Here is a 23,741-nt window from a genome sequence, read left to right on the forward strand (position 1 = left end):
CATTTTTTACCCTTATTCCTGTTTAACTTTTTTGATTTCAATTTTTATTTGAAAATACTTTATTGTTGAGTAACTTTGCTTAAATAAATAAAGCTTTATGAAACTGCCAAGTATAAAATATTTATTCCTGAAAAGTCAGAATACTTTTATTCGTTTTCCATTTACAATAAGCATTGCTATTATTGGAACACTTGCCTCATTGTATGTTGTTGACTTTAACTACGACGGATACAGAGATTATACTTCTTGGTACCATTTAATAATGACATGTGCTATTGGTATTCCAATGTTTATCTCTTTAACATTATTTGCAGAAAGGCTGGAAGTCACAAAAACATTTAAATTGTTAATACGTTGTGCCGGTTTTATTTTTTTATTCCTTTATTATATTACACTTCCCGATTTATTTCTTGAAAAGCACTACATAAGAATGATAATATGGCTATTAATTTTCCATCTATTAGTTTCATTCTCTCCATACATTGGTTTTAAAAATCAATATTCTTTCTGGCAATTTAATAAAATATTATTTCTTCGTTTGTTATTAACAATTTTGTATGCCGGAGTATTGTTTTTAGGTATTTCTCTGGCATTACTTGCAATTGACCAACTATTCGACATTAACATAAAAGAAGAATATTATTTAAGATTATGGATAGTACATGTTGGAATTTTTGGTGTTTGGTTTTTTCTTGCCGGTGCACCTAAACATTTCCGTAAACTCGATCAAACAACAATATATCCTTTAGGCATCAAAATATTTACACAATATATTCTTATTCCTCTTGTGTTGATATATGCTTTAATATTGTACACATATTTTATTAAAATTATAATAACACAAGACTGGCCTGTTGGTTGGGTTGTATATCTTGTACTTGGTTATGCGATTTTAGGAGTATTATCTTTCCTTCTACTATATCCAATAAGAGAAGAAAAACAAAATAAAGGAATTCGTATTTTCTCAAATGTTTTCTTTATTTCATTATTTCCATTGCTTATAATGTTTTTTATCGCCATATTTAAAAGAGTATCTGAATATGGAATTACCGAAAATAGATTATTTGTAATATTATTAGGTGTATGGTTGGTATTTAATGCTGGTTTTATAATTATAAAAAAATATAAACTAATAAGAATAATTCCTCTTTCATTAACTGTATTGGCATTATTTTCTATAAATGGACCATGGAATGTTTTTAAAATCTCTAAGTGGAATCAAATGAACAGACTTGAAAGTGTACTTTCAAAAAACAATATGCTAAAAGATGGAAAAATAATAAAAGCCACAAATAAAATTACAATTGATGATGATGTTGTAATCTGTTCAACTTTATCTTATATGGTTGATATGCACGGACACAAATCTATTCAGAATTTTTTTACACAAAATCTTGATACAGTTTTTAATCGTGACACTATCAGATATTACTCCAGCTACGAAGGCATGAATAAGTTAACAACGTACATGGGAATTGAATATAATCTTAGTTTACCATATGTTGAAAATGGTAAAACACAATTTTCATATACATGTCAGTACAATTCTAACGAATCGCCATTAAAAGTTACAGGATACGATTATTTTATTAATTATAGGTCATATTATTATAACTACGAAAACGAAAGTACTGATACATTAATTAAAACAAATTATATACTTTCAGATTCAACAAAACTTGATATTATACTTATTCCTGATAAGGGAAATCTTCAGTTTATAAATAATGACACTACTATTAATATTGACATTTTTGCATTTGTTAAAAACATAACAGATAAAAAAATATCAGGAACTAATAATTATTTCCAGTATAATAAGGAAGATATGACTTTAAATATTGAAAACACTAAAAGTTCTTATAAAATTATTTTCACATATTTATCTGGAAATAAAATTGAGGATAAACTAAACAGTATTCAGGAAATACAAGCCGATATTCTTGTTTCTACAAAGAAATAAAACATTTTTTTATATTCTGCTTAAAAATTAAAAATTGGCTACCTTCGCCCGTTATGAAAAAAAGTTTATTTCTTGTTTATTTTTGCCTTGTATTGTCAATGATCTTTTGGGGATTCTCATTTGTGGGAACAAAAATTTCATTAGAAGCACTTACACCGATTACTTTAATTTTAGCCAGGTTAATTGTATCAAGTATTTTCCTAATTCTACTTACTAAAATTTTTAATATTCTTGAACCGATTAAGAAACCTGACTTTAAATGGTTTATTTTGTTAACTATTTTCGAACCATTGTGTTATTTTTTAGGTGAAACATTTGGTTTGCAATTTGTCTCTTCTACTCTTGGAGCTGTATTGATAGCAACAATCCCTTTATTTGTTCCATGGGCAGCATGGATACTTTTCAGAGAAAAAGTTTCAATTTTAAATTTAATTGGAATAATGATTTCTATTGTAGGAGTTGTTATGATAATTTTTGAACGTGACTTAAGTTTTAATGCGTCACCATTAGGTATTGGGCTTTTAATGATTGCAGTATTTTCTGCTGTTGGATACACAATGGTTATCAGACATATTTCTAATTCATATTCGCCAATTACAATTATTACATGGCAAAATTTAATGGGAATAGTTTCATTTCTTCCATTGTTTTTTATTTTTGATTTTCATACTTTTCATTTATCCGCATTTACTTCAAAGATTATTTACACAATATTATTTTTAGGAGTTTTTCCATCTTCGCTTTCTTATGCTTTTTTTACATATGCAATAAAAGAATTAGGTGTTAACAGAGCTAGTATTTTCACTAATCTTATACCGGTACTGACTGCAATTTTTGCATATTTTTTAATGGACGAAGAATTACCTGGAATTAAGATTGCCGGAATAACTGTTGTTGTTTTTGCACTTACTATTTCTCAAATAAATTATAAAAATCTTTTTTCAGGAAATAATTAATTCAATGCTTTATCTTGATAAACTGTCAATATTAGCAAAGAAAGCCGAACCCGGAAATAAACTTTTTTTTAAAAGTATTAAACCCGGCAAAGCAAATGAACTCGATAAAATATTTCACAAATTAAATAATGACATTTTTTCAAAAATTGATTGTCTTGATTGTGCAAATTGTTGCAAATCTCTTGGACCTCGATTAACTGAAAGAGATATAAGACAAATATCAAAAGCATTAAATATTAAAGCGGCAGACTTTGAACAAAAATATTTAAGAATTGATGAGGATGGTGATGCAGTATTTAAAACCATGCCCTGCCCTTTTCTAGGTTCAGATAATTATTGTTCAATTTATAAATCGCGACCAAAAGCATGTGCAGATTACCCTCACACACACCAACCGGAAATACTACGAAAAAGTAAAATCACTATAAAAAATACTTATACGTGTCCGGCAGTTTATGAAATTTTAGAAGAAGTAAAAAAATCATGGAAATAAATAAACAAGAAATTATTCTAAAAACACAAAAATACGTTTCCGAATTATTTGCGTCAAACACAAACGGACACGACTTTGCACACACGTTACGTGTAAGAAATACTGCTTTAAAAATTGCAAAAACTGAAAACAACTGCAATTTGTTTATTATTGAAATGGCAGCTTTACTACATGATGCCGACGATTGGAAACTTAATAATAACACTAAAACAGAAAACACTAAAAACTGGCTTTTTAAAAATAATATAGAAAATAATACAATTACACATATTTGCGAAATAATAGAAAATTTATCTTTTAAGGGTGCTAATGTAAACGAAAAAAATCTTTCACTTGAAGGCAAGATAGTGCAGGATGCCGACAGATTAGATGCTATCGGAGCAATTGGTATTGCCCGCGCTTTCGCATATGGAGGAAGCAAAAACAGAGAATTATATAATCCCGAAAATAAACCTATACTTCATAATTCATTTGAAGAATACAAAAAAGGCGATGGTTCTACAATTAATCATTTTTACGAAAAACTATTGTTATTAAAAGACAGAATAAATACCACCACGGGTAAACAAATTGCAGAACAAAGACACGAATATATGGTTAAGTTTTTAGAGCAGTTTTTTGAAGAGTGGAATAGTAATTAAGATAATACTACTTAATCAAAAGCTTTGTACTAAACTCGCCTTCATTTCCTTTAGCTTTTATAATATAAAAACCTTGTTTTAATTCAGAAACATTAATAGAAGCAGAATTTTCAGATGAAAGCTTTATATTACATTTTTTAACTAATGATCCTGTTATATTATAAATTTCGATTTCGCCATCCCAGTTATGAATATCATTTAATTTAACAAATAACACATCAGTCGCAGGATTTGGATAAAAACTTAAAAAACGGCTTAATAATGTCTCTTCAACACCTATAATCTTTGTTTCATAATAAGCATCGAAACCTTGTCCCTGAATAGTATCATTTGTTTTTAACACAATATACAATTTACTTCCACTTGAATTAATTACAGGTGGAATCTGGCTTCCTGAATATTTTCCAATTAATGTAGCAGTTGTATCGGCACCATCGTAAACACTAACAAAATCAGCATTAGCCTGCGTATCAAATGAAGTAAAAGTTAATCTGATTGTTTCTGCACTATCCGGAGCAATCAACCAGTTACAATCAGTATTATTCCAGTAATAAGAATAGTCACTACCATCATTAAAAGTACGACTTCTATCTGTTAACACTTTTCCACTATAGCATACTGCAGCATGATAAGGTTTAATATTAATTACAGCACCTTGGTCATTCGAAAAATTATCACTGTAAGGTGTTAAATCATTATTATAAAAATAACCATTAGCAGCTCCACTCCAACCCCAGTTAAAATGATAGTAACAGGTATCCTGATAACCATCACAAACAAAAGCATGACCACCTGTACCCTGTCCACTATACAAAACAGGATGCAACATATCTAAATTATCGCGAATAATTATATCCCAATCTTTATCTGTAACATTTTTTCTTTGTAGGTATCCTGCTGATGGATGATATCTGAAATTATGAATTAATGCCCAGGGAACATATTCTGTCATGGTACCAGATCCATCGGGTCCGTAATTCATATTAACTGTTATACCACAATGAAACATTAATTCAGAAATTGCATCACCACTGGTACTATTTGCATAAGTTGTCATTTCGTTCCAGCGATAATATGTATTTTCAAAAACTACATTATTATTACCTGTATAAAGAATAGAATCCCTCCCTCTTTCGGGATAATTATAATATTTCATTACCTGAGCCATTGCTGTAGCAACACATCCCGTAAGACAATGACCACCGGGACCATTAACATTTGCAGGACAATAATTATTGTAATTAACACCCTGATCCCACTTGGTAGTAACAAAAGGACTTACATTTTGAATTGATTGCTTCTGCATGTTATTAATTTCAGTTTTATTCAAATACTTTTCCCATAAATATTGATATCCAGTATTTGCTTTATTTGATTTTGCAAGGTCAATACTTTCTGAAGCAGAAGTTAACCAATCCTGAAGAGCTTCTGGAATATTATTTAAATCAAATTCTGATTCAAAGGAGTATCCAATAACCGGATAAGCAATATCATCACCTGAAATTATCACATATCCGCCATTAGAAAAATTACAAACCCAATAACCTACACTACTTTTTGCAGATACCGGATTTATTGTAATTGCCTTATAATAAGGTAACGTTCCATTAACTCTATAATATTGCAAATTATAAAAATTTACAGCAACATCTTTTGCTTTATCTAACGAAACCGGAGCTGAAATAGCTATATAATTCGCAAAAACAATATTCAGAATTAATGCGATAAAAAATATTTTGTTTCTCATTTTATTCATTTTATATTTCAAATTTAAATAATCAAATTTTTGTAAATGTATTAATATTTCCAGATTTTTAAAACAAAAAGTTCATATCTAAATCGATTTTGGTAATTTTTAGTAACCAGTTAATAATTTAAAATCATATTTGTATTTTTGTAAGTATAAAAACAAAATAGATGCAAAGAACTCTCATTCTAATAATTATAATTATTTCTTTTTCAAGCTGTAAAAAAGAAAAAGTAACAGAAGATGAATTTACAAATAATATTAGTCTCGGAACCAGTATGTCAACATCATCAATGGAATTAACCGGGGTATCTACAAATTTTTATCATTCATCAGCAATATGGTTCAGAATTGAGAGTGTTGACGACATGGCAGGTTCAAATGTAAAATTGCTTGTTGAAAAAGCTGATACTACATATTATTCGGCTGAATTTACTAATCCTCAATCCTACGGTCATATTTTTATTTCAAGTTTTAACATTAATGAAACTGGTAATTATAAAGCAACCGGAATATTAGTCAACGGAAATAAAACAATTTCATCAATAAATTTTACTGTGTATTAAAAAACAGGAATTAATTTTTAGAATCAAAAAAAAATAATGCAAATTTGTATTTGAATTTCAACTAAAAAAAATCCTATGTCAGGACATAATAAATGGTCAACAATTAAAAGAAAAAAAGGAGCAATTGATGCAAAACGCTCAAAAATTTTCTCAAAAATCATTAAAGAAATAAGCATTGCAGTAAAAGAAAGTGGTACTGCACCGGATAGCAACCCAAGATTAAGAATGGCTATTCAGAATGCCAAAGGTGTTAATATGCCTAAGGATAACATTCAGAGAGCTATCAGCAAGGCTAGCTCAGATGGAAGCAATTATGCTGAATCAACATTTGAAGGTTATGCACAAGGTGGTGTTGCTGTATTTGTAGAATGCTTATCAGACAACAATAACCGCACAGTAAGCAATGTTCGTGCAGTTTTCAACAAACGCGGCGGTAGTCTTGGCACAAATGGCTCTTTAAGTTTTATTTTCGACAGAAAAGGTGTTTTTACTATTACTAAGGAAAATATTAAAAGCATGGAAGACATCGAATTAGACATAATTGACGCTGGAGTTGAAGATATTGAAGATGATGGAGATGTTTATACTTTATATTGTCCGCTTGAGTTTTTTGGAAAAGTTCAGAAAAAATTAGACGAATTAAAAATTGAAGCTGAAAATGCCGAATTAAGAAGAATACCTAATGATACAAAAACATTAGATGTTGATACTGCTCAAAAAGTAATGCGACTCATAGATGAATTAGAAGACGATGATGATGTTCAGAATGTATTTCACAATTTAGAAATGACAGATGAGCTAATGAATGCAATGGAATAAAAAAAGTGCCTTAAGTGCTTAAAATGCCTTAAGTGTACTAAAGTTTAAAATAAAACTTTCGCTTTTTAACTACTTCCAATAATATTAAAAATAGTGCCTAAGTACTTTAAGTATTTTAGGCACTTTTAATTTTTCCCGCAGGGATTCCAATGGAAAAGTACTTCTTATTCCTCAGCAATTACAATTATTTTATCATTCTCAACAAAAGTAATTTTTGCTGATTTTTTAGGATCAACCACAACTCCATAACCCTGATCAGCCGCATGCTCTAATGCATGAATTTTATATCCTATAGCAACCTGATTTTGTCTTGCTGCAGATTCTGTTACAGTATAAAAATCAACTTCTTTTCCTAACTCAACATATTCTGCAGCCGATTTAACGTAAATCTCAGAACCATCTGCATCAAATAAATCATCGAATACAGGTTTTAAATATTTATTTTCTGAAACCTGCGACATAAATAAACTTATTAATTTATCACCAATAATAAAGTCGTCAACCTTAGTTACCTCGGCAAGTTCTTTATTTCTGATATCAATCATTTCGCTTACTATACTAAAATCCATTTGTTTTATCTCACTAATATTTCTTAGATGTAACAGACAGATTAAAGTTTTTGCATCTGCTTCCTGCACATCTTCGATATGCGAATTATACAATATAATAATGTGGTTAAATTTTTCAACATTTAATGAATCAAGAAATTTTCGGTCAATTATATTACCTTGTAAAAACTCAACTTTCTGATTTTTTAATAAAGGTTCAAGTTCTACCAATTCAGATTTTGTTGATTCAATTTCAGAAACTATTAGTGCATTAGAGCCATCAAGAACATAATTATCTATTTCTTTAATTATAGATGAACCTTTATGATTCCATCCTAATATTAATGTATTCTCAATAATTTTAGGTTCAGGTTTTCCTTTTCTTATTACTGATTCGTTTATTTCAATATTTGTTTTACCTGATAACACAATAGTATCATCATCTTCAGAAATTGCAATTATTTTGTCGCCTTTATTAATAATTGTATCCATCGGAGGATTTACTGTCACTTTGTTATCAGCAAACATAATTCCCATTAATGCACTTTCTTCATACATTAATAATGCTTCCTTAAATGTTTTTCCTATTAATTTAGGCTCTTCATTAAAATAAATTTCAACACCATCAAAATCTAACAACTCGGTGTATACAACACTTAATCCCGACTGTCTGCATGTTTGAGCAGTAACACGTGCTAAAATATCCGGTGATAAAATTAATTCTGCTTCATGCCTGCCAACTAATTTTGCAGCTTCCATATTTGACTCTTCTTTTATTTCAGCTACAATATGAAAGTCCTCATTTTTTCTTTTAGGGTTATTTGTTACGGCTAACATTGTTTTAATAACATATGTATCCGGGTTGTCATTTTCAGGTGATAAAATAATTATTGAACGTGCAAAATTCGGATTTGCCATTTCTAATTCCTGAAGATTTAAAGGACTTCCCGAACGACAAATAATTTTAGTATTACCTGTTTTTTTAATATGTGATTTTATTGCATCTTCCATCTCCACTTTATCCTTATCGGCCATTATAACTATTCTTGGACGTTTCTGATTTTCGTTTGCAATAATTAATTCAGAAATAATAGAAAATATTTTTGTTGACCAACCTAAAATTAAAGTATGATTTGTTTCAAGTACTTTTGATTTTCCTTTGCGTAATTCTTCCATTTTTGTTTGAATACCGGAAGTTAAAACACCAATTAAAGTTGAAAGAATAAAAATACCACCTAAAGTAACAACTAGCATAATTGCTCTGAATTTCCATCCAATATCTCCAGCTACGGTACCAGAATCCATAGCACGCATCATAGATTGCCAACATGCTTCAAAAAAACTTATTTGCGGATTATCTATAGGAGTAATTCCAGTAATTATAATTATTACAGCAGCAATTATTACTACTAAAAGTGAAAGAATACCTAACCAAACAATGAGAGATAGAGTACCTGAAGTCATTGTGTTATCAAAGGCATATCTTAATTTTTCTTTGAATGAAGCAGATGATTTCATATATTGAAATAAATAAAAATTTGAGAAATTAAAAACCTATAACCATTTTCTTTTCTTAAAAAGAATAAGAGTTACAGCAACAGAAAAAATCATTAAAAATATTGCTAACAAATATCCGAATTTCCATCCTATTTCTGGCATAAACTTAAAATTCATACCGTAAATACTGGCGATTAATGTTGGAGGCATAAATATTACTGTTGCAACAGTAAATATTTTTATGATTTTATTTTGTTCAATGTTCACAAGACCAAGAAAAGTATTCTGTAAGAAATCCAATCGTTCAAAACTAAAAACAGTATAATCTAAAAGTGATCCTGTATCCTTTATCATTACTCTGATTTTATTATGAAGTTCCTGTGGAAAATAATCACTTTTTAAAACTGCAGAAAGCACGCGTTGCTTATCAATAATATTTTCGCGAAGCTGCATTGTGTCTTCCTGAAATTTCGAAATCTTAACAAGTATTTCTTCCGAAAAAGTTTTTTCGCGAGTAACTAATCCTGATATTGAAGAAATATCTTTTACCATTGCTTCTATCATATCAGCATCAAGATCGATACGTATTTCAAAAATACTTAGAAAAACATGGTAAGCATCAGAAAGCTTAAAATTAAAATCAATTCTTCTGTAAATTTCTGTAAAAGTTCTTGTCTCTGAATTTCTATGTGAGAAAAGAATATGATCTTTCAAAATAAAAGATATCGGTTCTTTTCTGAATTCATTTTCGGTTGGGATAAGAAAATGTGAGTTAGTAACAATTAATGTATCAGATTCAAAATATCGGGAACTGACCTCAATTTCTTCTATCTCCTGTCTGGTTTGAAGTGTAATTTTATAACGCGTTTCAATTGCTATTCGTTCTTCATATGAAGGCTGCAAAAGATCAATCCATACAATATCACAACCAGGAATATTTTCAATATCTGAAATTCCCTGATGTAGCTTAAGCTTGTCGTTTTCTTTAAAAAAAATATTTACCATAATCCCTTCCGCGTTAAGGTTTGCATCCGGAGAAAAATGCAATAACAGACGTTCTATTATCACATTTTAAAGAACCTTTTGAGCGGGAAACGGGACTCGGACCCGCGACCCTCAGCTTGGGAAGCTGATGCTCTACCAACTGAGCTACTCCCGCTAATGAGTTTTACAAAATTAGAAAAAAACCTTTTATATAAAAATAAATTAACAGCAATTATTTTTTTTATATCTGAGCCTCTCATGGGACTTGAACCCACGACCTACGGTTTACGAAACCGTTGCTCTACCAACTGAGCTAAAGAGGCATTTTTGTGCAAAATTATAAAATTAAATTAAGCACCCAACTTTTGTTTAAAATGAAAATAATATATATTTCCAAACAATATACACTAATATTATTTTGCTTATTACTTTTAAAATGATATTTTCATTATGTTTTTAATTTTTGAATAAAAAATGACGTTTTTTGACTTTTTTTAACACTAAATACCTACCTGAGAATAAACACTTAATGAGATTTTTTTAAATTTATTTTTCATAACTATCTATTATATTGATTGTTGCATTTCAGAATAAAATGTTAGAAAAAATATTTTGATTTATTATAATTATGTGTACATTTGCATAACATTTTCAAAATTCTGTACCTAGTATTAATTAAAAACAAAAAGCAATGCCAGTAAAAGTAAGTTTGAAAAATTCTGACAAAAAAGCAATTCTTGATGAACATGTTTATGAAAAACTAAATCAAGACAAAAATTTAAAAACAATTAAATTTTGGGAAAACCTAAGAGAACATTCAAGTGGTTACGTGTTTTTTCAGAAAAACTGGAGACAAAAAGATGGTTCATATAGAAATGAAACCATTTATCTTCACAAATTAATTTCTGAGAAATTCGTAAAAAAACCTGCAGGAAAAGTTCGTTGGTTTGTTCGCTTCATTAATGCAAATGCAGTTGACTGCCGTTTAGAGAACTTGGAATGGAGTACATTCTCAAATCTTGTTCGTAACACACGTAAAATCAAAAACAGTACAGGTTACCGTGGTGTTGTAAAACAAGGACGTAAATTTTATTCTTATATTTATGTAGATCGCAAAGGAATTCCTTTGGGTTCATTTGACACTGCTGAACAAGCTGCAGCAGCTTATAATAAAAAATCAACTGAGTTATTTGGTAAAACTAATACTTTAAACGTGATATCTAAAAAAACAAACGTGGCTGCAAAAGTGGCTCCAAAAGCAAAAGTAGTAGCTAAGAAAGCTGCTCCAAAAAAAGTTGTTGCTAAAAAAGCAGTAGCTAAAAAAGTAGTTGCAAAAAAAGCAGTAGCTAAAAAAGCTGTAGCTAAAAAAGTAGTTGCTAAGAAAGCAGTAGCTAAAAAAGTAGTTGCTAAGAAAGCAGTTGCTAAAAAAGCTGTAGCTAAAAAAGTAGTTGCTAAGAAAGCAGTAGCTAAAAAAGTAGTTGCTAAAAAAGCTGTTGCTAAAAAAGTAGCTCCTAAAGCTAAAGCAGTAGCTAAAAAAGTAGTTGCTAAGAAAGTTGTAGCTAAAAAAGCTGTAGCTAAAAAAGTAGCTCCTAAAGCTAAAGTTGTTGCTAAAAAGAAAAAATAATTTCTTTTATACTTAATAAAAAAAGGGCTATCAAGCCCTTTTTTTATTACCCGTTATCTTTCATTGAAAGCTGAATCCTCCCACGTTCCTTATCAACTTCTAGCACTTTTACCTTTACATGTTGGTTTAATGTTACCTTATCAGCAGGATTTGTTATATATTCGTTACAAATATTTGATATGTGAACCAATCCATTTTGTTTTATTCCAATATCCACAAACGCACCAAAATTCGTAACATTAGTAATTATTCCTGGAAGAATCATTCCTGGTCTTAAATCATCTATAGTAAAAACATCAGATGCAAATTCAAATATCTTAATTCCCATTCTAATATCACGACCTGGTTTTTCCAACTCTGTAACAACATCTGTTAAAGTTGGCAAACCAACTTCATCAGAAATATAATTCTCTATTTTAATTCTTCCGATTAACTCTTTATTTGAAACTAAATTTTCAATTGTACATTTTAAATCACTACAAATTTTTGATACAAGCTTATATCTTTCCGGATGAACAGATGTATTATCGAGTGGATTCTCAGCACCAGGTATTCGTAAAAAACCAGCTGCTAACTCAAATGCTTTTTCACCAAAACGAGGAACTTTTAATAAATCTGCTCTGGATTTAAAAGGTCCATTTTTTTCGCAATATTCATTTATGTTTTTTGCTAATAAAGGACCTATTCCCGAAACATAAGATAATAAATATCTATTGGAAGTATTAATATTTACCCCTACTTTATTTACACATTCTTCAACAATATTATCAAGATTATTTTTTAATAGTGTCTGATCAACATCGTGCTGATATTGTCCTACACCAATTGATTTAGGATCAATTTTTACAAGTTCGGCTAATGGATCCTGCAACCTTCTTCCAATAGAAACAGCACCTCTAACCGTAACATCATATTGAGGTAATTCTTCGCGTGCAACAGAAGAAGCACTATAAACAGATGCGCCGGCTTCACTTACCATGTATACTTTTACTGGCTTATCAAATCTTACATTCTTAATAAAATTCTCAGTCTCTCTTCCGGCTGTAGCATTTCCAATTGCTACACATTCTATTTTATATGCATTAACTATTGAAGTAATTTTTTTTGAAGCCTGAACAATTTCTTTTTGCGGTGGATGAGGATATATTGTTTCATTGAATAAAATATTTCCCTGTTCATTAATACAAACAACTTTGCATCCTGTTCTAAAACCCGGATCAATTGCCAGTACCCGTTTATTTCCTAATGGTGGTAACAATAACAATTGTTTTAAATTTTCTCCAAATACTCTTATAGCTTCCTTATCTGCTTTTTCTTTAGATAATGTTGCAAATTCATTTTCAATTGAGGGGCAAATTAACCGTTTGTATGCATCTTCTGCAGCAATTGATACTTGTTTTGATGCTTCACCATTTCCTGTAACAAATAACCTTATAATTTTACTAATTGCAATATCATTATCTATTTCTATCCTGATTTTTAAATACCCTTCACTCTCTCCTCTTCTCATAGCAAGTATTCTGTGAGAAGGACATTTTACAAGCTTTTCACTTAAATTAAAATAATCTGTATATTTTGCTGCTTCCGACTCTTTTGTTTTAATTAATCTGGAATTAATTATAGCATCGTACTTGAATAAATTTCTAATAAGATTTCTAGCTCTGATATCTTCACTTATCTTTTCTGCAATTATATCTTTTGCGCCAGCAATAGCTTCCTCAATATTACTAATTTCATTTTTAATAAAACTCTGAGCAAATTGCAGAATATTTTGATTTTTTTGCATGAAAATATATTCTGCCAATGGTTCTAAACCTTTTGAACGTGCAATTTCTGCTCTACTTTTACGCTTTGGTTTAAATGGCAAATATAAATCTTCAAGTTCCGATAAAATATAACAACATACAATAGTTTTTTGAAGCTCATCGGTTAATTTACCCGACTCTTTTATTGTTTCTAAAATTGTTATTTTTCTTTTTTCAATAGTTTGATATTTGTCAACAAGCTCTTTAATATTTAGAATTACTAATTCATCAAGGCTACCGGTCATTTCCTTTCTGTAGCGACTAATAAATGGAATTGTTGCTCCACCTTCAAAAAGCTTAACAACATTATTTATTTGCCATTCTTTGCAATTTAATTCATTTGATATTAATTTAACTATTTCAGGTTCCATAATTTAGTTTTTACAAAGATTGAAAATTATTAGATAGCTTTAAAACATGTTAAAAATAAAAAAGTTTTTATACATTTACATCGTAAAGAAAATTGGTTAACCATTTATTATTTATGATATTAAATAAAAAAATAAATATCGTATTGATTATCACATTTGTATTTTCATTGCTATTTAATATATGTAATGCACAACTGTCATTTCAACAAAATAATAATGAGCCAATTAAACTCAAAGAATCATTAATTGAAAATGATATTACTAAGCCAAGACCAGGCTTTAAAAAAAGAAGATTAGGCATGCACACTCTTTTTTTAGAAGGTGGTTATTTTATGGGATATTATACTGGATTAAGATATTCTGTAAACTATGATATATTATTGCAATCCAGTGAAAAAAATGCATTAACTTTCAGAATAGGTGCAGGATTAAATAAAGCAACCAATGATTCTACTGTAAATGCAGACGAAGTTTTTTTTCCTTTTGGAATAAACCTTCTTTTTGGTCATGTTAATCATTTTGAACTTGGATTAGGAGGTTATTATTTTGAAAACAGACAAGTACTGAATCCATATTTCTCAATTGGATTCAGACATCAAAAACCCAGAGGTGGCTTCATGTATCGTATTGCATTTGATTTACATCTGGAAAGAGTTTATGATATGCAAGGTAGAAATATTGCAAAAACCTCGGTACTGGGTCCATTAATAGGTATTGGCTGGAATTTCTAATTTTTTAGCCTTAAATCTATTTCGCTTCCTTTAATTTTCCAGCAAGTAGAATCACAAGTCACCTGACCAGTTTTTTTGAAAAAAGTTCCATCAACTGCATATATTGTCTGCCCACTCCTATAATATTTTGCAATTGCATAATAATCCTCATTTAACTGAAGAAGAAATTTTGTTTCAACTTCGGTTACGGTATCCGAATAAATTAATATTCCCGGATTGCCATATTTTCCCTTATATACCGAAAGTGGAACTTCAGCTGAATCTGTTTGCATTGTTACAATTATATTTAATATGCCTTCAATAGGTTCTACTGTATTACAAGAGGAATAATCATAACTTTCGCAATCAACATTAGCATCCTTGTTACAACCCACAAAAATTGCAGAAAATATAATAATCACTAAAATATTTTTTACCATTCTGGTTCTTTTATTATTTTATTAAATTTTTTAAGACCAATATAAAAATATGCAGTAGCATTTATTCTTACAGGAAATATGTTTTCCATTTTAAGATCTAAATATTCTAAATTTAACATTACGCCACCCGATTTTCCATCAGAATAGAAACCAATATTTGGCAATAATGTCCAATCATTTGGTGGAATAATTGAAGCACCTCTGTAATGACCATAAGTATATAACTCTCTTCCACCAATTGAAATTCCGGTTTGCTTGTAACCATTGCCAGTTAACTTAAATCTTTTATCAATACCAAAAGTTACAAAAGATCGCCTTTCCCAGAACTGAATTAACATATCATTTCCATAATCAACAAGAACACGTTTTGACCAGAATCTTGTAAAATAAGAAGCAGAGAATATCATATTATATCTGGTTTCTTTAATACCAACGGTAGTACCAAACATTAAATCATTAAAGTTTGCATCAATACCATAACCTATTAATAATTTATTTAATAATGGAAGCAAATATGGTCTACACCCTGCTTTTCTTAATACAGAAACCAATTCACGATTTTCTGATAAATAAGCCATCTTTACAGGATTATTAGACTCTTTATTTTTAACTGTATCAATTTTTAGAATATTTGAAATTGACTCCGGCTGTTTATTTATAACAGCCATATCCAATGCAGAATAGCCATCAATATTTTTTGCATCAAAATCTGCATTATATGATTTTAAGATTTCAAAATAATAAACAAGACCATTTTGTGAAGCTATTATTAAAGGAGTAAATTTCTCATTATCATTTGTATTGGGGTTAGCACCCGATTTTAGTAAAATATCACTTATTTCAGGATGATTATATAATACCGACATAATAAGTGCATCATTTCCGTATATGTCTTTTAAGTTCAGATCAGCTTTATTCTGCAATAACAAATTAATAATTGGTACAAAGCCATACGCAGCAGCATACATCAAAGGAGTAATTTTTTTATAGTTTGAAAGATTAATTTTTGCTCCTTTTCTTAATAAATATTCGACTATATCATACTGATTATTTATTACAGCTGAGGATAAAGAAGAAATTTCATAATTGGGAAAATAATTCACATCAGCACCATTTGCAACCAGTGTTTTTACAACTGATAAATGACCATTTTGCGAAGCATACATTAATGCAGATATTCCATTATCGGCAGTTGCATTAACATTTGCACCCTTGCCAAGTAAAAATAAAACTGTTGATGCATCACCCTTACTAGCAGTAACTATAAGCTGAAAATCAAGCTGTTCTTGCGTAATAGTATCAGTAGTGTTTTCAATTTCATTTTGGCCAAAACTAATTACTGGTATAAATAATGTAAAAAAAACTAATATAAAAATAACTTTAGCCATCAGATTTCCGTTTATCATGTAAAAATACAAAAACAATTATATGAAATTATTTACAACAATATTTATTTGTCTCGTTTTTTTTAATTCTAACTTTTTGAATGCTCAAACGCAAAATAAAATAACATATTGCATTAATGCTGACGAAAAGGAGTTACTAAACCTGATTAACCAGTATAGAAAAACTAAAAAATTACCTCCAATAAAATTATCGCCTGAGTTAACAAAGGTTGCTAAAATTCATGCAAATGATTTAGCTAAAAATAATCCGGATACAGGAAAATGCAATACTCATAGTTGGTCTGATAAAGGAAACTGGAAAGCATGTTGTTATACAGATGACCATAAGAATGCGGCATTAATGTGGTCGAAGCCTGCAGAACTCACAAAATATAAATCAGAAGGATTTGAAATTGCATTCCAATCATCAGAAGATGCTACACCATCTGATGCATTGAATGGCTGGAAAAAAAGTTCAGGACATAATAATGTTATTATTGAAAGAGGTAATTTTAATAAAATGGGATGGAAAGCAATTGGAATTGCCGTTGAAGGAAATTATGCATTGGTTTGGTTTGGCAAAGAACCAGACAAAGAGCCTTCACTAACAGAGTGCAAATAGTTTCACAATTTGCTTTTAAAGTCATAGAATATTATCTTTACATAAAAATCAAGAATGTTAAAATCTGTACTTTTAGTTGCATTAGGTGGTTCTGTTGGAAGTATTTTAAGATACCTCGCATCTGTTTTCACTACTAAATTTTACAGTGCAAATTTTCCCTTGGCAACATTTATTGTAAATATTATTGGTTGCTTAATAATAGGATTATTATTTGGTCTTTTTGAAAAAAACGGAATTGTAAACGATAACCTTCGCTTACTTTTAATTACTGGATTTTGTGGTGGATTTACAACTTTCTCTGCTTTTTCATCTGAGAATATTAATTTATTGCAAAATGGTAATTTTATGACTGCCTTTGTTTATATAAGTTTAAGTGTTATTCTTGGACTTTTTGCCGTTTGGCTTGGATTATTTATTGCTAAAGTTTAAAATAAGGATTATGAAAAAATATATTTTAGCCCTGATTCAGGAAGCTTCAAAATTTGAAATGGATATTTATCATCTATATAAAAGTTTTGGGAAATTATTTAAAGAAGATTCTAAATTCTGGGAAACTATTGCTGAAGAAGAAAGAAATCATGCAGTAATCATGCAAAAGAGTTATTCATATTTAGAAAGTGACAATAAAATTTTCAATCAGATTATTCCTAATAACATCGTGTCCATAATTGACAATAAAGAAAAAATAGATAAATTAATAAGTGAGTTTAATAAATCACCTGAAAGAGTTTTTGCTTTTAATCTTGCATTAAATATTGAAACTTCACTATTTGAAAGTACATATCAGAAATTTATGGCAAACAATTTTGAATCAAAAGATAATATTCTGTTTCAAAAATTAAACGGAGATGAAAAAGACCATATCAGAAGAATAAAACTGTATATGAAGACAAATAAAATTCCGATAACTTCAATTTAAGAAAAATAAATCTGATATTTTATGGAATACATAATACAGCGGCTCCATATTATCAAAGCGCTTAAAAAATGTAAAACTTAAAAAATCAGAAATCATGAAAACTTTAAAATTAATCTTAATTCTTGCAATCATGCCAATTGCTTTTGCAAGTGCACAAAATGCAGGATCATTAAAAGGAAGAGTAATTGACGGCTCTACAAAAGAACCACTTGTTGGATGTAATGTTTATATTGACAATGACGGTAGTAAAATAGGAACTGCCACAGATGCTGATGGCAGGTTCACAATTAAACCTCTTCCATCAGGAACCTATCAGGTTTTTTACTCATTTATTGGTTATAATACTCAAACATTAGCTGCAAGTGTATATCCCGGCGAACCTACATTTATGAAAGATGTTATTTTATCGGATGTAATTACAATTGGAGGTCCTGATGGAGTAATTATTGATGGTGGTGCAGAAAAAAGAGTTATTGATCCGGGACAAATAGGTAAAATACCAATAAAATCAGCTGAAATTGAAAATATAGCTGGTTCAAATAACCCTGTAATGGTTATTCGTGCTATCACCTCAGATGCTCAAATAAGTGATGATGGGAAAGACATTGTTTTCAGAGGATCAAGAAGTGGAAGTTCATCATTTTATATTGATGGTATTAAACAAAATGACATGAGTTCCTCAATTCCGGGTTGTGCTATAGGAAGTATAATTGTATATTCTGGGGGAATTCCGGCACAATATGGTGATGTTACTGGAGGAATTATTGTTATGGAAACAAAAAGTTTTTTTGACGTAAGAGCACAACATAGAATTGAAGAAAGTAAGAAAAAAGACGAACAATAATAAAAAATGATCTTTTTTAAGAAAATACGGTTTAATAAACTTAGCGATTCTGAACTTGTTAGTTTATACGCAAAGTCAGGCAACTCAGAATATGTGGGAGAACTCTTTACGAGGTACTCCCACCTTGTTTATGGAGTTTGCTTAGTTTTCTTAAAAAACAGAGACGAAGCCAAAGATGCAGTAATATCAATATTTGAACAGCTTTTAAAAGATCTTAAAACAACAGAAATTAAAAATCACAAGGCATTTTTGCACACTGTTGCTAAAAATTATTGCTTATCAAAGAAACGTGGAACACAAAGACTTTTACGGCGCGAACAAATTTTTGCAGATGACATTGATATGGAAACATTACCTGCAGAATTTGAAATAAAAAAAGAAGATTCTGATTATGAAGTTTTACATTCTGCAATCAATAAACTTATTGATGAGCAAAAAATTTGTATAGAATTATTTTTTCTTCATAAGAAATCTTACTCAGAAATTACTGAAATTACAAGTTTTAACACAAATCAGGTTAAAAGCTATATTCAAAATGGAAAGAGGAATCTGAGAAATATTTTAACCTCAAAGCAATGAAAAAAAATATTATAAATAACGAATCAGATTTATCAAAAAAAGACTTTAAAAAGTTTTTTGAAGATAAAATGAATGAAGAGGAAAAAACCAGGTTTATTTCCAATTCAGAAAATGATGCTTTTGAAAAAGACGCTTTAGAGGGTTATAAACTATTTCCTGGTGCCATTTCAGACGTTCCTAATATTGATAATACTATAAAAACAAATTTCAGTAATAAATTATCACCTGTTAAAAAAGTTATTTATTTTTCAGCTTCTATTATTATCATATCTGTAATCTCCATAATTTATTTTACAAATAGCATAAATAACAATTATCACAAAAATGTAATAACAGAAAACAATTTTAAAACTATTAGTATCGACACTCATAAAATAAACATATTAAATAAAGAGATTAAAAATGCTGTAGTAAATTCCGAAACAGAACAAATAAATTTGGGACAAGCAAAAACCGACCAAAAATCAGTAACAGATTTTGAAAAAACCAGACCACTTGAAACAATTAATAAATTAAATCCTTCATCAGTAAAAAGCATTAATATTAATGATAGTTCAACTAACGAATCGTTTACAGCTTTTATTTACATGACTACTGATTATATGTACGAATTTAAAGTAATAGATTACTCGAAGGTTTATAATAACAATATAAAAACAGATATTTTTGAAACAGGTAGTATTGCTGCAAAGTTTGAGAACAAACAAAACAGTTCAGCAGATAATTCGGCTAATGAACAATCGCACTACGTAAAATATAAAGACTTTTTATACGAGGCAATGGGAAAAATAAGCACTAATAATTATAAAAGTGCGCTTCAGGATTACATAATAATAATACAGCATTTTCCGCTCGATCAAAATGCTAATTTTTATGGCGGACTTTGCTATTATAATATTGGACTTTATGATAAAGCTATTGAATTTTTTAATGTAATTTTAGAAAGCAATGTTGCAATATTTTATCAGGAAGCAAAATGGTATAAAGCAAATTCACTGGTTAGTTCTGATAAAATCAACGAAGCAAAAAAAGAATTTAATGAAATTATAAAATCAAACGGTTTTTATAAAGAAAGAGCTATTGAAAAACTATTGCAATTAAATAAATGAAACTCTTTACAAAAATATTTTTTTGCTTTTTATTGATGATTATTTTATCATCTAAAGTATTATTTTCACAAAACAACTTCATAATTAGCGGAAACATTACAGATAAAGAAACCGGAAAACCTGTTTATAATGCAAGCATTATTGTAAAAAACACAAAAAATGGAACTACTACAAATCATGAAGGTTTCTTTTTTATGAAAGTAAATAAATTACCTGTTAATCTTGAAATATCTCATATAGCTTATAAAAAAATAACATTCTACTGTAAAAATAATACTTCATTAAAAATTGAACTGCAAAGACAAATAGACAGTCTTCCTGAAATAAATATTTCGGCACATAAAGTAATAAATCTGGTCGAAAAAAAATTATTCGATGTTGTTGATTATGAATTTTACGGCGATAACATTTTACTTTTAACATACTCATACAAGGATATAATTAATCCATGGCTTATTATGATAAATAATTATGGCGATACACTTTTTAAATCTCCGGTTAGTAAAGAAGGAAATTTTTACAGAGATTGCCTTGGAAATATTCATTTAGTCTCAAAAGAATATGCATATCAGATTTTTATTGAAGATAAAAAACTGGAACTCCTGTACCCTGTAAACCCTGATACGTTCTACAAAATATTAAATCCATGTATTACAGAAATAAATAATAAATTCTTTATAAAACAATGGTCGTATAATAATCAGGTTTTATCTTACTCTATGGTAAATGCCAACGACTCTTCAAAAAAAGAAGTTAAAGTTATTTCTGACGAGCGTGCAATCAGAATGTTATCAGACAGAAACAGATTTAATAGCATGGGTGCAAAACCACCATCTGATGCGGATTTAAGATTTGAAGAAATGTGTTTCTTTAAACCAATATTTGCACCTTTGGTAAAACTAAAAGATAAAATTGCAATTTTTAATTTTGTTGAATCTAAGATTGAAGTTTATAATGAAAATGGAAATTCTGACAAAGAAATTTCAATAACATTTAACAAAATAAAAGGATGGAAAGAAGAGATTTTTGCTGATGAGATTACAGGAAAAGCATATGCACTATTTAAAAACAATGGCATTTCTACTATTCGTGAAGTTTCAATTGAGACCGGTGTTATTGGTAAAGAAATAACTATTCCAGATTTTAAATATATCGAAAATATTAAAGTAAGAAACGGGTATGTGTATTTCTTATACAGAATTAATTCGCCAATGGAATTAATGAAATTATATAAAATGGCGGTTTAAAATATTAATAAAAGCGGGCATTTTATCGTAAAATAGCAATAATAAACTTGATTAGAGAAGACACTAACCACAGATTAGATACATGTATTGCTACTCGTCCCTCCCATAATCATTCCTTGGTTTAGGGTTATCTTTTTCTTCAGGAGTTTTTCCTGAAATTGTTTTAACCAATTTATTATTATGAAAAATAACTTCAAAAATAACTTTACCATTAGGCTCACAATATTTTGAAGCACCTTCTTTAAAACCTTTTTTATAATTTGTTTCACTTTCTAATGTTCCCTGTGGATAATATGTTAACCATTTGCCATCAGGTTTTCCGTCCTTATATACCTCTTGACGAAGCAACTGATTAAGCTCATTATAATATAACCACTTTCCAATCTTAATATCATTTTTATAATTTCCAGTAACATTTGGCTTACCGTTAGAATACCATGTTTTATATGAACCTTCATGAATCTTATTAATTATTGTTTCTTCTGATAACATATTTCCATTAGAAAACCAATAAGTTATTTTTCCATTCTGTAAACTGTCTTTATAAGTTATTTCATATTTCTGTTGTGCATTTTCATGATATCCTTTCCACAGTCCATCCATGATTCCATTATTGAAACTACCTTCCATTTTTTTATTGCCATTTTCGTACCACATAGTCCAGAAACCAGTTTCTAAACCATCTTCCATATTCCCTTCGTGTTCTTTGTTACCATTTTCATAGTAAAATGTTACTTTACCACTTTTAAGACCATTTTTAAAAGTTATTTCCTTCCATACTTTTCCGTTACCATACCAATACGTCCATAAACCATCCATTTTTCCGTTAGAATAATTTCCTTCATTCCCTTTCTTACCATCAGTCCGCCAGTATGTCCATTTTCCTTCTTGCACATCATTATTAAAATTTCCTTCAATGTCTAATTTCCCGTTTTGCAAAAACCATTTTGCTGCACCATTCTTTTTACCCTGTTCGAATGTAACTTCTGATTCCTTATTTCCATTTTCGAACCATTTTGTATGAACTCCATTTCGTAAATCAGTTTTAAATTCACCTTCCATTTTTTTCTGACCGTTTTCATAATAAAAAAGCCATACCCCCTCTTTTAAACTATCTTTAAGCGTACCCTCCATCTCTTTTTGAGTATTATGATAGTAAGTTATATTTTTTCCGTTTTCATAATTCAATTCTGATTTTAACACACCATCATTATACCACGACAGCCACTTACCTGTTCTTACTCCGTTTGTGTAAATTCCTGATGACAATTTTTGTCCGTTTTCATACCAATTATTCCACTCACCTGTTTCTTTACCATTTTTAAAATCTCCTTTTTCTTTGATTTTGCCTGATGCATATTTATCTTCAAAAGTTCCATTTCCTTTATCTACCATTAGCTTACCATCAAACGACCAAGAATTTATTAATTTAAAATCACCGGTATTGAAATATTGCATTTCCTTTTTCTTCTGTCCAGCTTCATACCAGTAAGTCCACAAGCTATCTTTATATCCAAGTTTATAAAATCCTTTTACTTTTATCTGACCATTCTCGAACCACTCATCATACTCACCACGTTGCATTCCGTATTTCCATTCACCTTCATTCTGTTTTTTTCCATTCGGATAATAATAAATTATTTTTCCATGTGCAAAGCCATTTACAAAATCTGTTTCCTGAATTAGCTTTCCATTCTGGCTATAATACTTCCATCTGCCATATTCGGAACCTTTAAGCATCACTCCTTCGCTTGCTTTCTTGTTGTTTTTATAATAAGTTACAACAGTATCCTGAGAAAAAGAAAGCACTGATATTAAGCTAAATAAAACTACAAACAAGTAAATCTTCATAATATGTTTTTTTGCTGAAAT

The 23,741-nt window shown here is 29.4% G+C and carries 22 protein-coding genes and 2 tRNA genes; 15 read left to right on the top strand and 9 right to left on the bottom strand.

Going from position 1 to position 23,741, the window contains the following annotated elements:
* Window positions 1-97: 97 nt before the first annotated feature.
* Genes HY951_00830 through HY951_00845 form a run of 4 tightly spaced genes read left to right on the top strand, consistent with a single transcriptional unit; the run spans window position 98 to window position 4,053 of the window.
* Entirely contained in the window at window positions 98-1,963 is a 1,866-nt protein-coding gene (locus HY951_00830) for a DUF4153 domain-containing protein (protein ID MBI5538575.1), read from the top strand.
* A gap of 53 nt (window positions 1,964-2,016) precedes the next feature.
* Window positions 2,017-2,919, top strand: a complete 903-nt coding sequence (locus HY951_00835) for a DMT family transporter (GenBank protein ID MBI5538576.1) — start codon at window positions 2,017-2,019, stop codon at window positions 2,917-2,919.
* 4 nt (window positions 2,920-2,923) lie between these two features.
* Complete coding sequence (locus HY951_00840; protein MBI5538577.1) at window positions 2,924-3,412, top strand: YkgJ family cysteine cluster protein; 489 nt, start codon at window positions 2,924-2,926, stop codon at window positions 3,410-3,412.
* A complete protein-coding gene (locus HY951_00845) occupies window positions 3,409-4,053 on the top strand; it encodes an HD domain-containing protein (protein ID MBI5538578.1) in 645 nt (214 codons plus the stop codon). Before HY951_00840 ends, HY951_00845 begins: the two co-directional genes overlap by 4 nt.
* Before the next feature lie 7 nt (window positions 4,054-4,060).
* Here HY951_00845 and HY951_00850 read toward each other — a convergent pair whose 3' ends face one another.
* Window positions 4,061-5,800, bottom strand: a complete 1,740-nt coding sequence (locus tag HY951_00850; protein ID MBI5538579.1) for a C10 family peptidase — start codon at window positions 5,798-5,800, stop codon at window positions 4,061-4,063.
* 170 nt (window positions 5,801-5,970) lie between these two features.
* Between HY951_00850 and HY951_00855 the strand changes: the two genes are divergently transcribed.
* A complete protein-coding gene (locus HY951_00855; protein MBI5538580.1) occupies window positions 5,971-6,366 on the top strand; it encodes a hypothetical protein in 396 nt (131 codons plus the stop codon).
* A 75-nt stretch (window positions 6,367-6,441) separates the two neighbouring features.
* Window positions 6,442-7,185: a YebC/PmpR family DNA-binding transcriptional regulator gene (locus HY951_00860; GenBank protein MBI5538581.1), complete on the top strand. Its 744-nt coding sequence runs from the start codon at window positions 6,442-6,444 to the stop codon at window positions 7,183-7,185.
* A gap of 164 nt (window positions 7,186-7,349) precedes the next feature.
* Here the strand turns inward: HY951_00860 and HY951_00865 are convergent, their stop codons facing one another.
* From HY951_00865 to HY951_00880, 4 genes are all read right to left on the bottom strand, one after another.
* A complete protein-coding gene (locus HY951_00865; protein MBI5538582.1) occupies window positions 7,350-9,251 on the bottom strand; it encodes an NAD-binding protein in 1,902 nt (633 codons plus the stop codon).
* Between the two features lie 36 nt (window positions 9,252-9,287).
* Window positions 9,288-10,235 carry a magnesium/cobalt transporter CorA gene (gene corA, locus HY951_00870; GenBank protein ID MBI5538583.1) on the bottom strand — a complete coding sequence of 316 codons (948 nt, stop codon included), beginning with the start codon at window positions 10,233-10,235 and terminating at the stop codon, window positions 9,288-9,290.
* A gap of 81 nt (window positions 10,236-10,316) precedes the next feature.
* Window positions 10,317-10,389 (bottom strand) — tRNA-Gly (locus HY951_00875).
* Between the two features lie 75 nt (window positions 10,390-10,464).
* Window positions 10,465-10,537, bottom strand: a tRNA-Thr gene (locus HY951_00880).
* A gap of 368 nt (window positions 10,538-10,905) precedes the next feature.
* Here HY951_00880 and HY951_00885 point away from each other — a divergent pair.
* Complete coding sequence (locus HY951_00885; protein MBI5538584.1) at window positions 10,906-11,838, top strand: histone H1-like repetitive region-containing protein; 933 nt, start codon at window positions 10,906-10,908, stop codon at window positions 11,836-11,838.
* A 46-nt stretch (window positions 11,839-11,884) separates the two neighbouring features.
* Here the strand turns inward: HY951_00885 and HY951_00890 are convergent, their stop codons facing one another.
* Entirely contained in the window at window positions 11,885-14,014 is a 2,130-nt protein-coding gene (locus HY951_00890) for an RNA-binding transcriptional accessory protein (protein MBI5538585.1), read from the bottom strand.
* A 143-nt stretch (window positions 14,015-14,157) separates the two neighbouring features.
* On the opposite strand from HY951_00890, the gene HY951_00895 reads away from it, so the two are divergent.
* Window positions 14,158-14,745 (top strand): hypothetical protein, encoded by a 588-nt coding sequence (locus tag HY951_00895; protein MBI5538586.1) that lies wholly within the window; start codon window positions 14,158-14,160, stop codon window positions 14,743-14,745.
* Here the strand turns inward: HY951_00895 and HY951_00900 are convergent.
* Window positions 14,742-15,164: a hypothetical protein gene (locus HY951_00900; GenBank protein MBI5538587.1), complete on the bottom strand. Its 423-nt coding sequence runs from the start codon at window positions 15,162-15,164 to the stop codon at window positions 14,742-14,744. The two genes, HY951_00895 and HY951_00900, sit on opposite strands and share 4 nt — an antisense overlap.
* The gene (locus tag HY951_00905; protein ID MBI5538588.1) at window positions 15,158-16,552 is read right to left on the bottom strand and encodes an ankyrin repeat domain-containing protein; all 1,395 of its coding nucleotides are present in this window, start codon (window positions 16,550-16,552) and stop codon (window positions 15,158-15,160) included. The genes HY951_00900 and HY951_00905 overlap by 7 nt, the downstream gene beginning before the upstream one ends.
* Window positions 16,553-16,592: 40 nt before the next feature.
* On the opposite strand from HY951_00905, the gene HY951_00910 reads away from it, so the two are divergent.
* The 7 genes from HY951_00910 to HY951_00940 all read left to right on the top strand — a co-directional run bounded on the left by HY951_00910 (window position 16,593) and on the right by HY951_00940 (window position 21,869).
* A complete protein-coding gene (locus tag HY951_00910) occupies window positions 16,593-17,171 on the top strand; it encodes a CAP domain-containing protein (protein ID MBI5538589.1) in 579 nt (192 codons plus the stop codon).
* A gap of 54 nt (window positions 17,172-17,225) precedes the next feature.
* Window positions 17,226-17,600 carry a fluoride efflux transporter CrcB gene (gene crcB / locus HY951_00915; protein ID MBI5538590.1) on the top strand — a complete coding sequence of 125 codons (375 nt, stop codon included), beginning with the start codon at window positions 17,226-17,228 and terminating at the stop codon, window positions 17,598-17,600.
* Between the two features lie 10 nt (window positions 17,601-17,610).
* Window positions 17,611-18,090 (top strand): hypothetical protein, encoded by a 480-nt coding sequence (locus HY951_00920; GenBank protein MBI5538591.1) that lies wholly within the window; start codon window positions 17,611-17,613, stop codon window positions 18,088-18,090.
* 94 nt (window positions 18,091-18,184) lie between these two features.
* Window positions 18,185-18,934, top strand: a complete 750-nt coding sequence (locus HY951_00925) for a carboxypeptidase-like regulatory domain-containing protein (protein ID MBI5538592.1) — start codon at window positions 18,185-18,187, stop codon at window positions 18,932-18,934.
* Window positions 18,935-18,940: 6 nt separating this feature from the next.
* Window positions 18,941-19,513, top strand: a complete 573-nt coding sequence (locus HY951_00930) for a sigma-70 family RNA polymerase sigma factor (protein MBI5538593.1) — start codon at window positions 18,941-18,943, stop codon at window positions 19,511-19,513.
* Window positions 19,510-20,622, top strand: a complete 1,113-nt coding sequence (locus HY951_00935) for a hypothetical protein (GenBank protein MBI5538594.1) — start codon at window positions 19,510-19,512, stop codon at window positions 20,620-20,622. The genes HY951_00930 and HY951_00935 overlap by 4 nt, the downstream gene beginning before the upstream one ends.
* A complete protein-coding gene (locus tag HY951_00940; protein ID MBI5538595.1) occupies window positions 20,619-21,869 on the top strand; it encodes a carboxypeptidase-like regulatory domain-containing protein in 1,251 nt (416 codons plus the stop codon). The genes HY951_00935 and HY951_00940 overlap by 4 nt, the downstream gene beginning before the upstream one ends.
* Before the next feature lie 90 nt (window positions 21,870-21,959).
* Here the strand turns inward: HY951_00940 and HY951_00945 are convergent, their stop codons facing one another.
* On the bottom strand, window positions 21,960-23,720 hold the full coding sequence (locus HY951_00945) for a toxin-antitoxin system YwqK family antitoxin (protein MBI5538596.1): 1,761 nt from the start codon (window positions 23,718-23,720) through the stop codon (window positions 21,960-21,962).
* Window positions 23,721-23,741 lie beyond the last annotated feature (21 nt).

It is taken from the genome of Bacteroidia bacterium (genome assembly GCA_016218155.1).
In the GTDB taxonomy this organism is placed as follows: domain Bacteria; phylum Bacteroidota; class Bacteroidia; order Bacteroidales; family GWA2-32-17; genus GWA2-32-17.

Excerpts from the sequence above, each read along its gene's own strand:
- HY951_00905 (MBI5538588.1), bottom strand. The coding sequence starts at position 16,552 with ATGGCTAAAGTTATTTTTATATTAGTTTTTTTTACATTATTTATACCA.
- HY951_00830 (MBI5538575.1), top strand. The coding sequence starts at position 98 with ATGAAACTGCCAAGTATAAAATATTTATTCCTGAAAAGTCAGAATACT.
- HY951_00860 (MBI5538581.1), top strand. The coding sequence starts at position 6,442 with ATGTCAGGACATAATAAATGGTCAACAATTAAAAGAAAAAAAGGAGCA.
- HY951_00925 (MBI5538592.1), top strand. The coding sequence starts at position 18,185 with ATGAAAACTTTAAAATTAATCTTAATTCTTGCAATCATGCCAATTGCT.
- HY951_00840 (MBI5538577.1), top strand. The coding sequence starts at position 2,924 with ATGCTTTATCTTGATAAACTGTCAATATTAGCAAAGAAAGCCGAACCC.
- HY951_00945 (MBI5538596.1), bottom strand. The coding sequence starts at position 23,720 with ATGAAGATTTACTTGTTTGTAGTTTTATTTAGCTTAATATCAGTGCTT.
- crcB (MBI5538590.1), top strand. The coding sequence starts at position 17,226 with ATGTTAAAATCTGTACTTTTAGTTGCATTAGGTGGTTCTGTTGGAAGT.
- HY951_00940 (MBI5538595.1), top strand. The coding sequence starts at position 20,619 with ATGAAACTCTTTACAAAAATATTTTTTTGCTTTTTATTGATGATTATT.
- HY951_00930 (MBI5538593.1), top strand. The coding sequence starts at position 18,941 with ATGATCTTTTTTAAGAAAATACGGTTTAATAAACTTAGCGATTCTGAA.
- HY951_00920 (MBI5538591.1), top strand. The coding sequence starts at position 17,611 with ATGAAAAAATATATTTTAGCCCTGATTCAGGAAGCTTCAAAATTTGAA.
- corA (MBI5538583.1), bottom strand. The coding sequence starts at position 10,235 with ATGGTAAATATTTTTTTTAAAGAAAACGACAAGCTTAAGCTACATCAG.
- HY951_00900 (MBI5538587.1), bottom strand. The coding sequence starts at position 15,164 with ATGGTAAAAAATATTTTAGTGATTATTATATTTTCTGCAATTTTTGTG.
- HY951_00835 (MBI5538576.1), top strand. The coding sequence starts at position 2,017 with ATGAAAAAAAGTTTATTTCTTGTTTATTTTTGCCTTGTATTGTCAATG.
- HY951_00910 (MBI5538589.1), top strand. The coding sequence starts at position 16,593 with ATGAAATTATTTACAACAATATTTATTTGTCTCGTTTTTTTTAATTCT.
- HY951_00885 (MBI5538584.1), top strand. The coding sequence starts at position 10,906 with ATGCCAGTAAAAGTAAGTTTGAAAAATTCTGACAAAAAAGCAATTCTT.
- HY951_00890 (MBI5538585.1), bottom strand. The coding sequence starts at position 14,014 with ATGGAACCTGAAATAGTTAAATTAATATCAAATGAATTAAATTGCAAA.
- HY951_00850 (MBI5538579.1), bottom strand. The coding sequence starts at position 5,800 with ATGAGAAACAAAATATTTTTTATCGCATTAATTCTGAATATTGTTTTT.
- HY951_00935 (MBI5538594.1), top strand. The coding sequence starts at position 19,510 with ATGAAAAAAAATATTATAAATAACGAATCAGATTTATCAAAAAAAGAC.
- HY951_00855 (MBI5538580.1), top strand. The coding sequence starts at position 5,971 with ATGCAAAGAACTCTCATTCTAATAATTATAATTATTTCTTTTTCAAGC.
- HY951_00865 (MBI5538582.1), bottom strand. The coding sequence starts at position 9,251 with ATGAAATCATCTGCTTCATTCAAAGAAAAATTAAGATATGCCTTTGAT.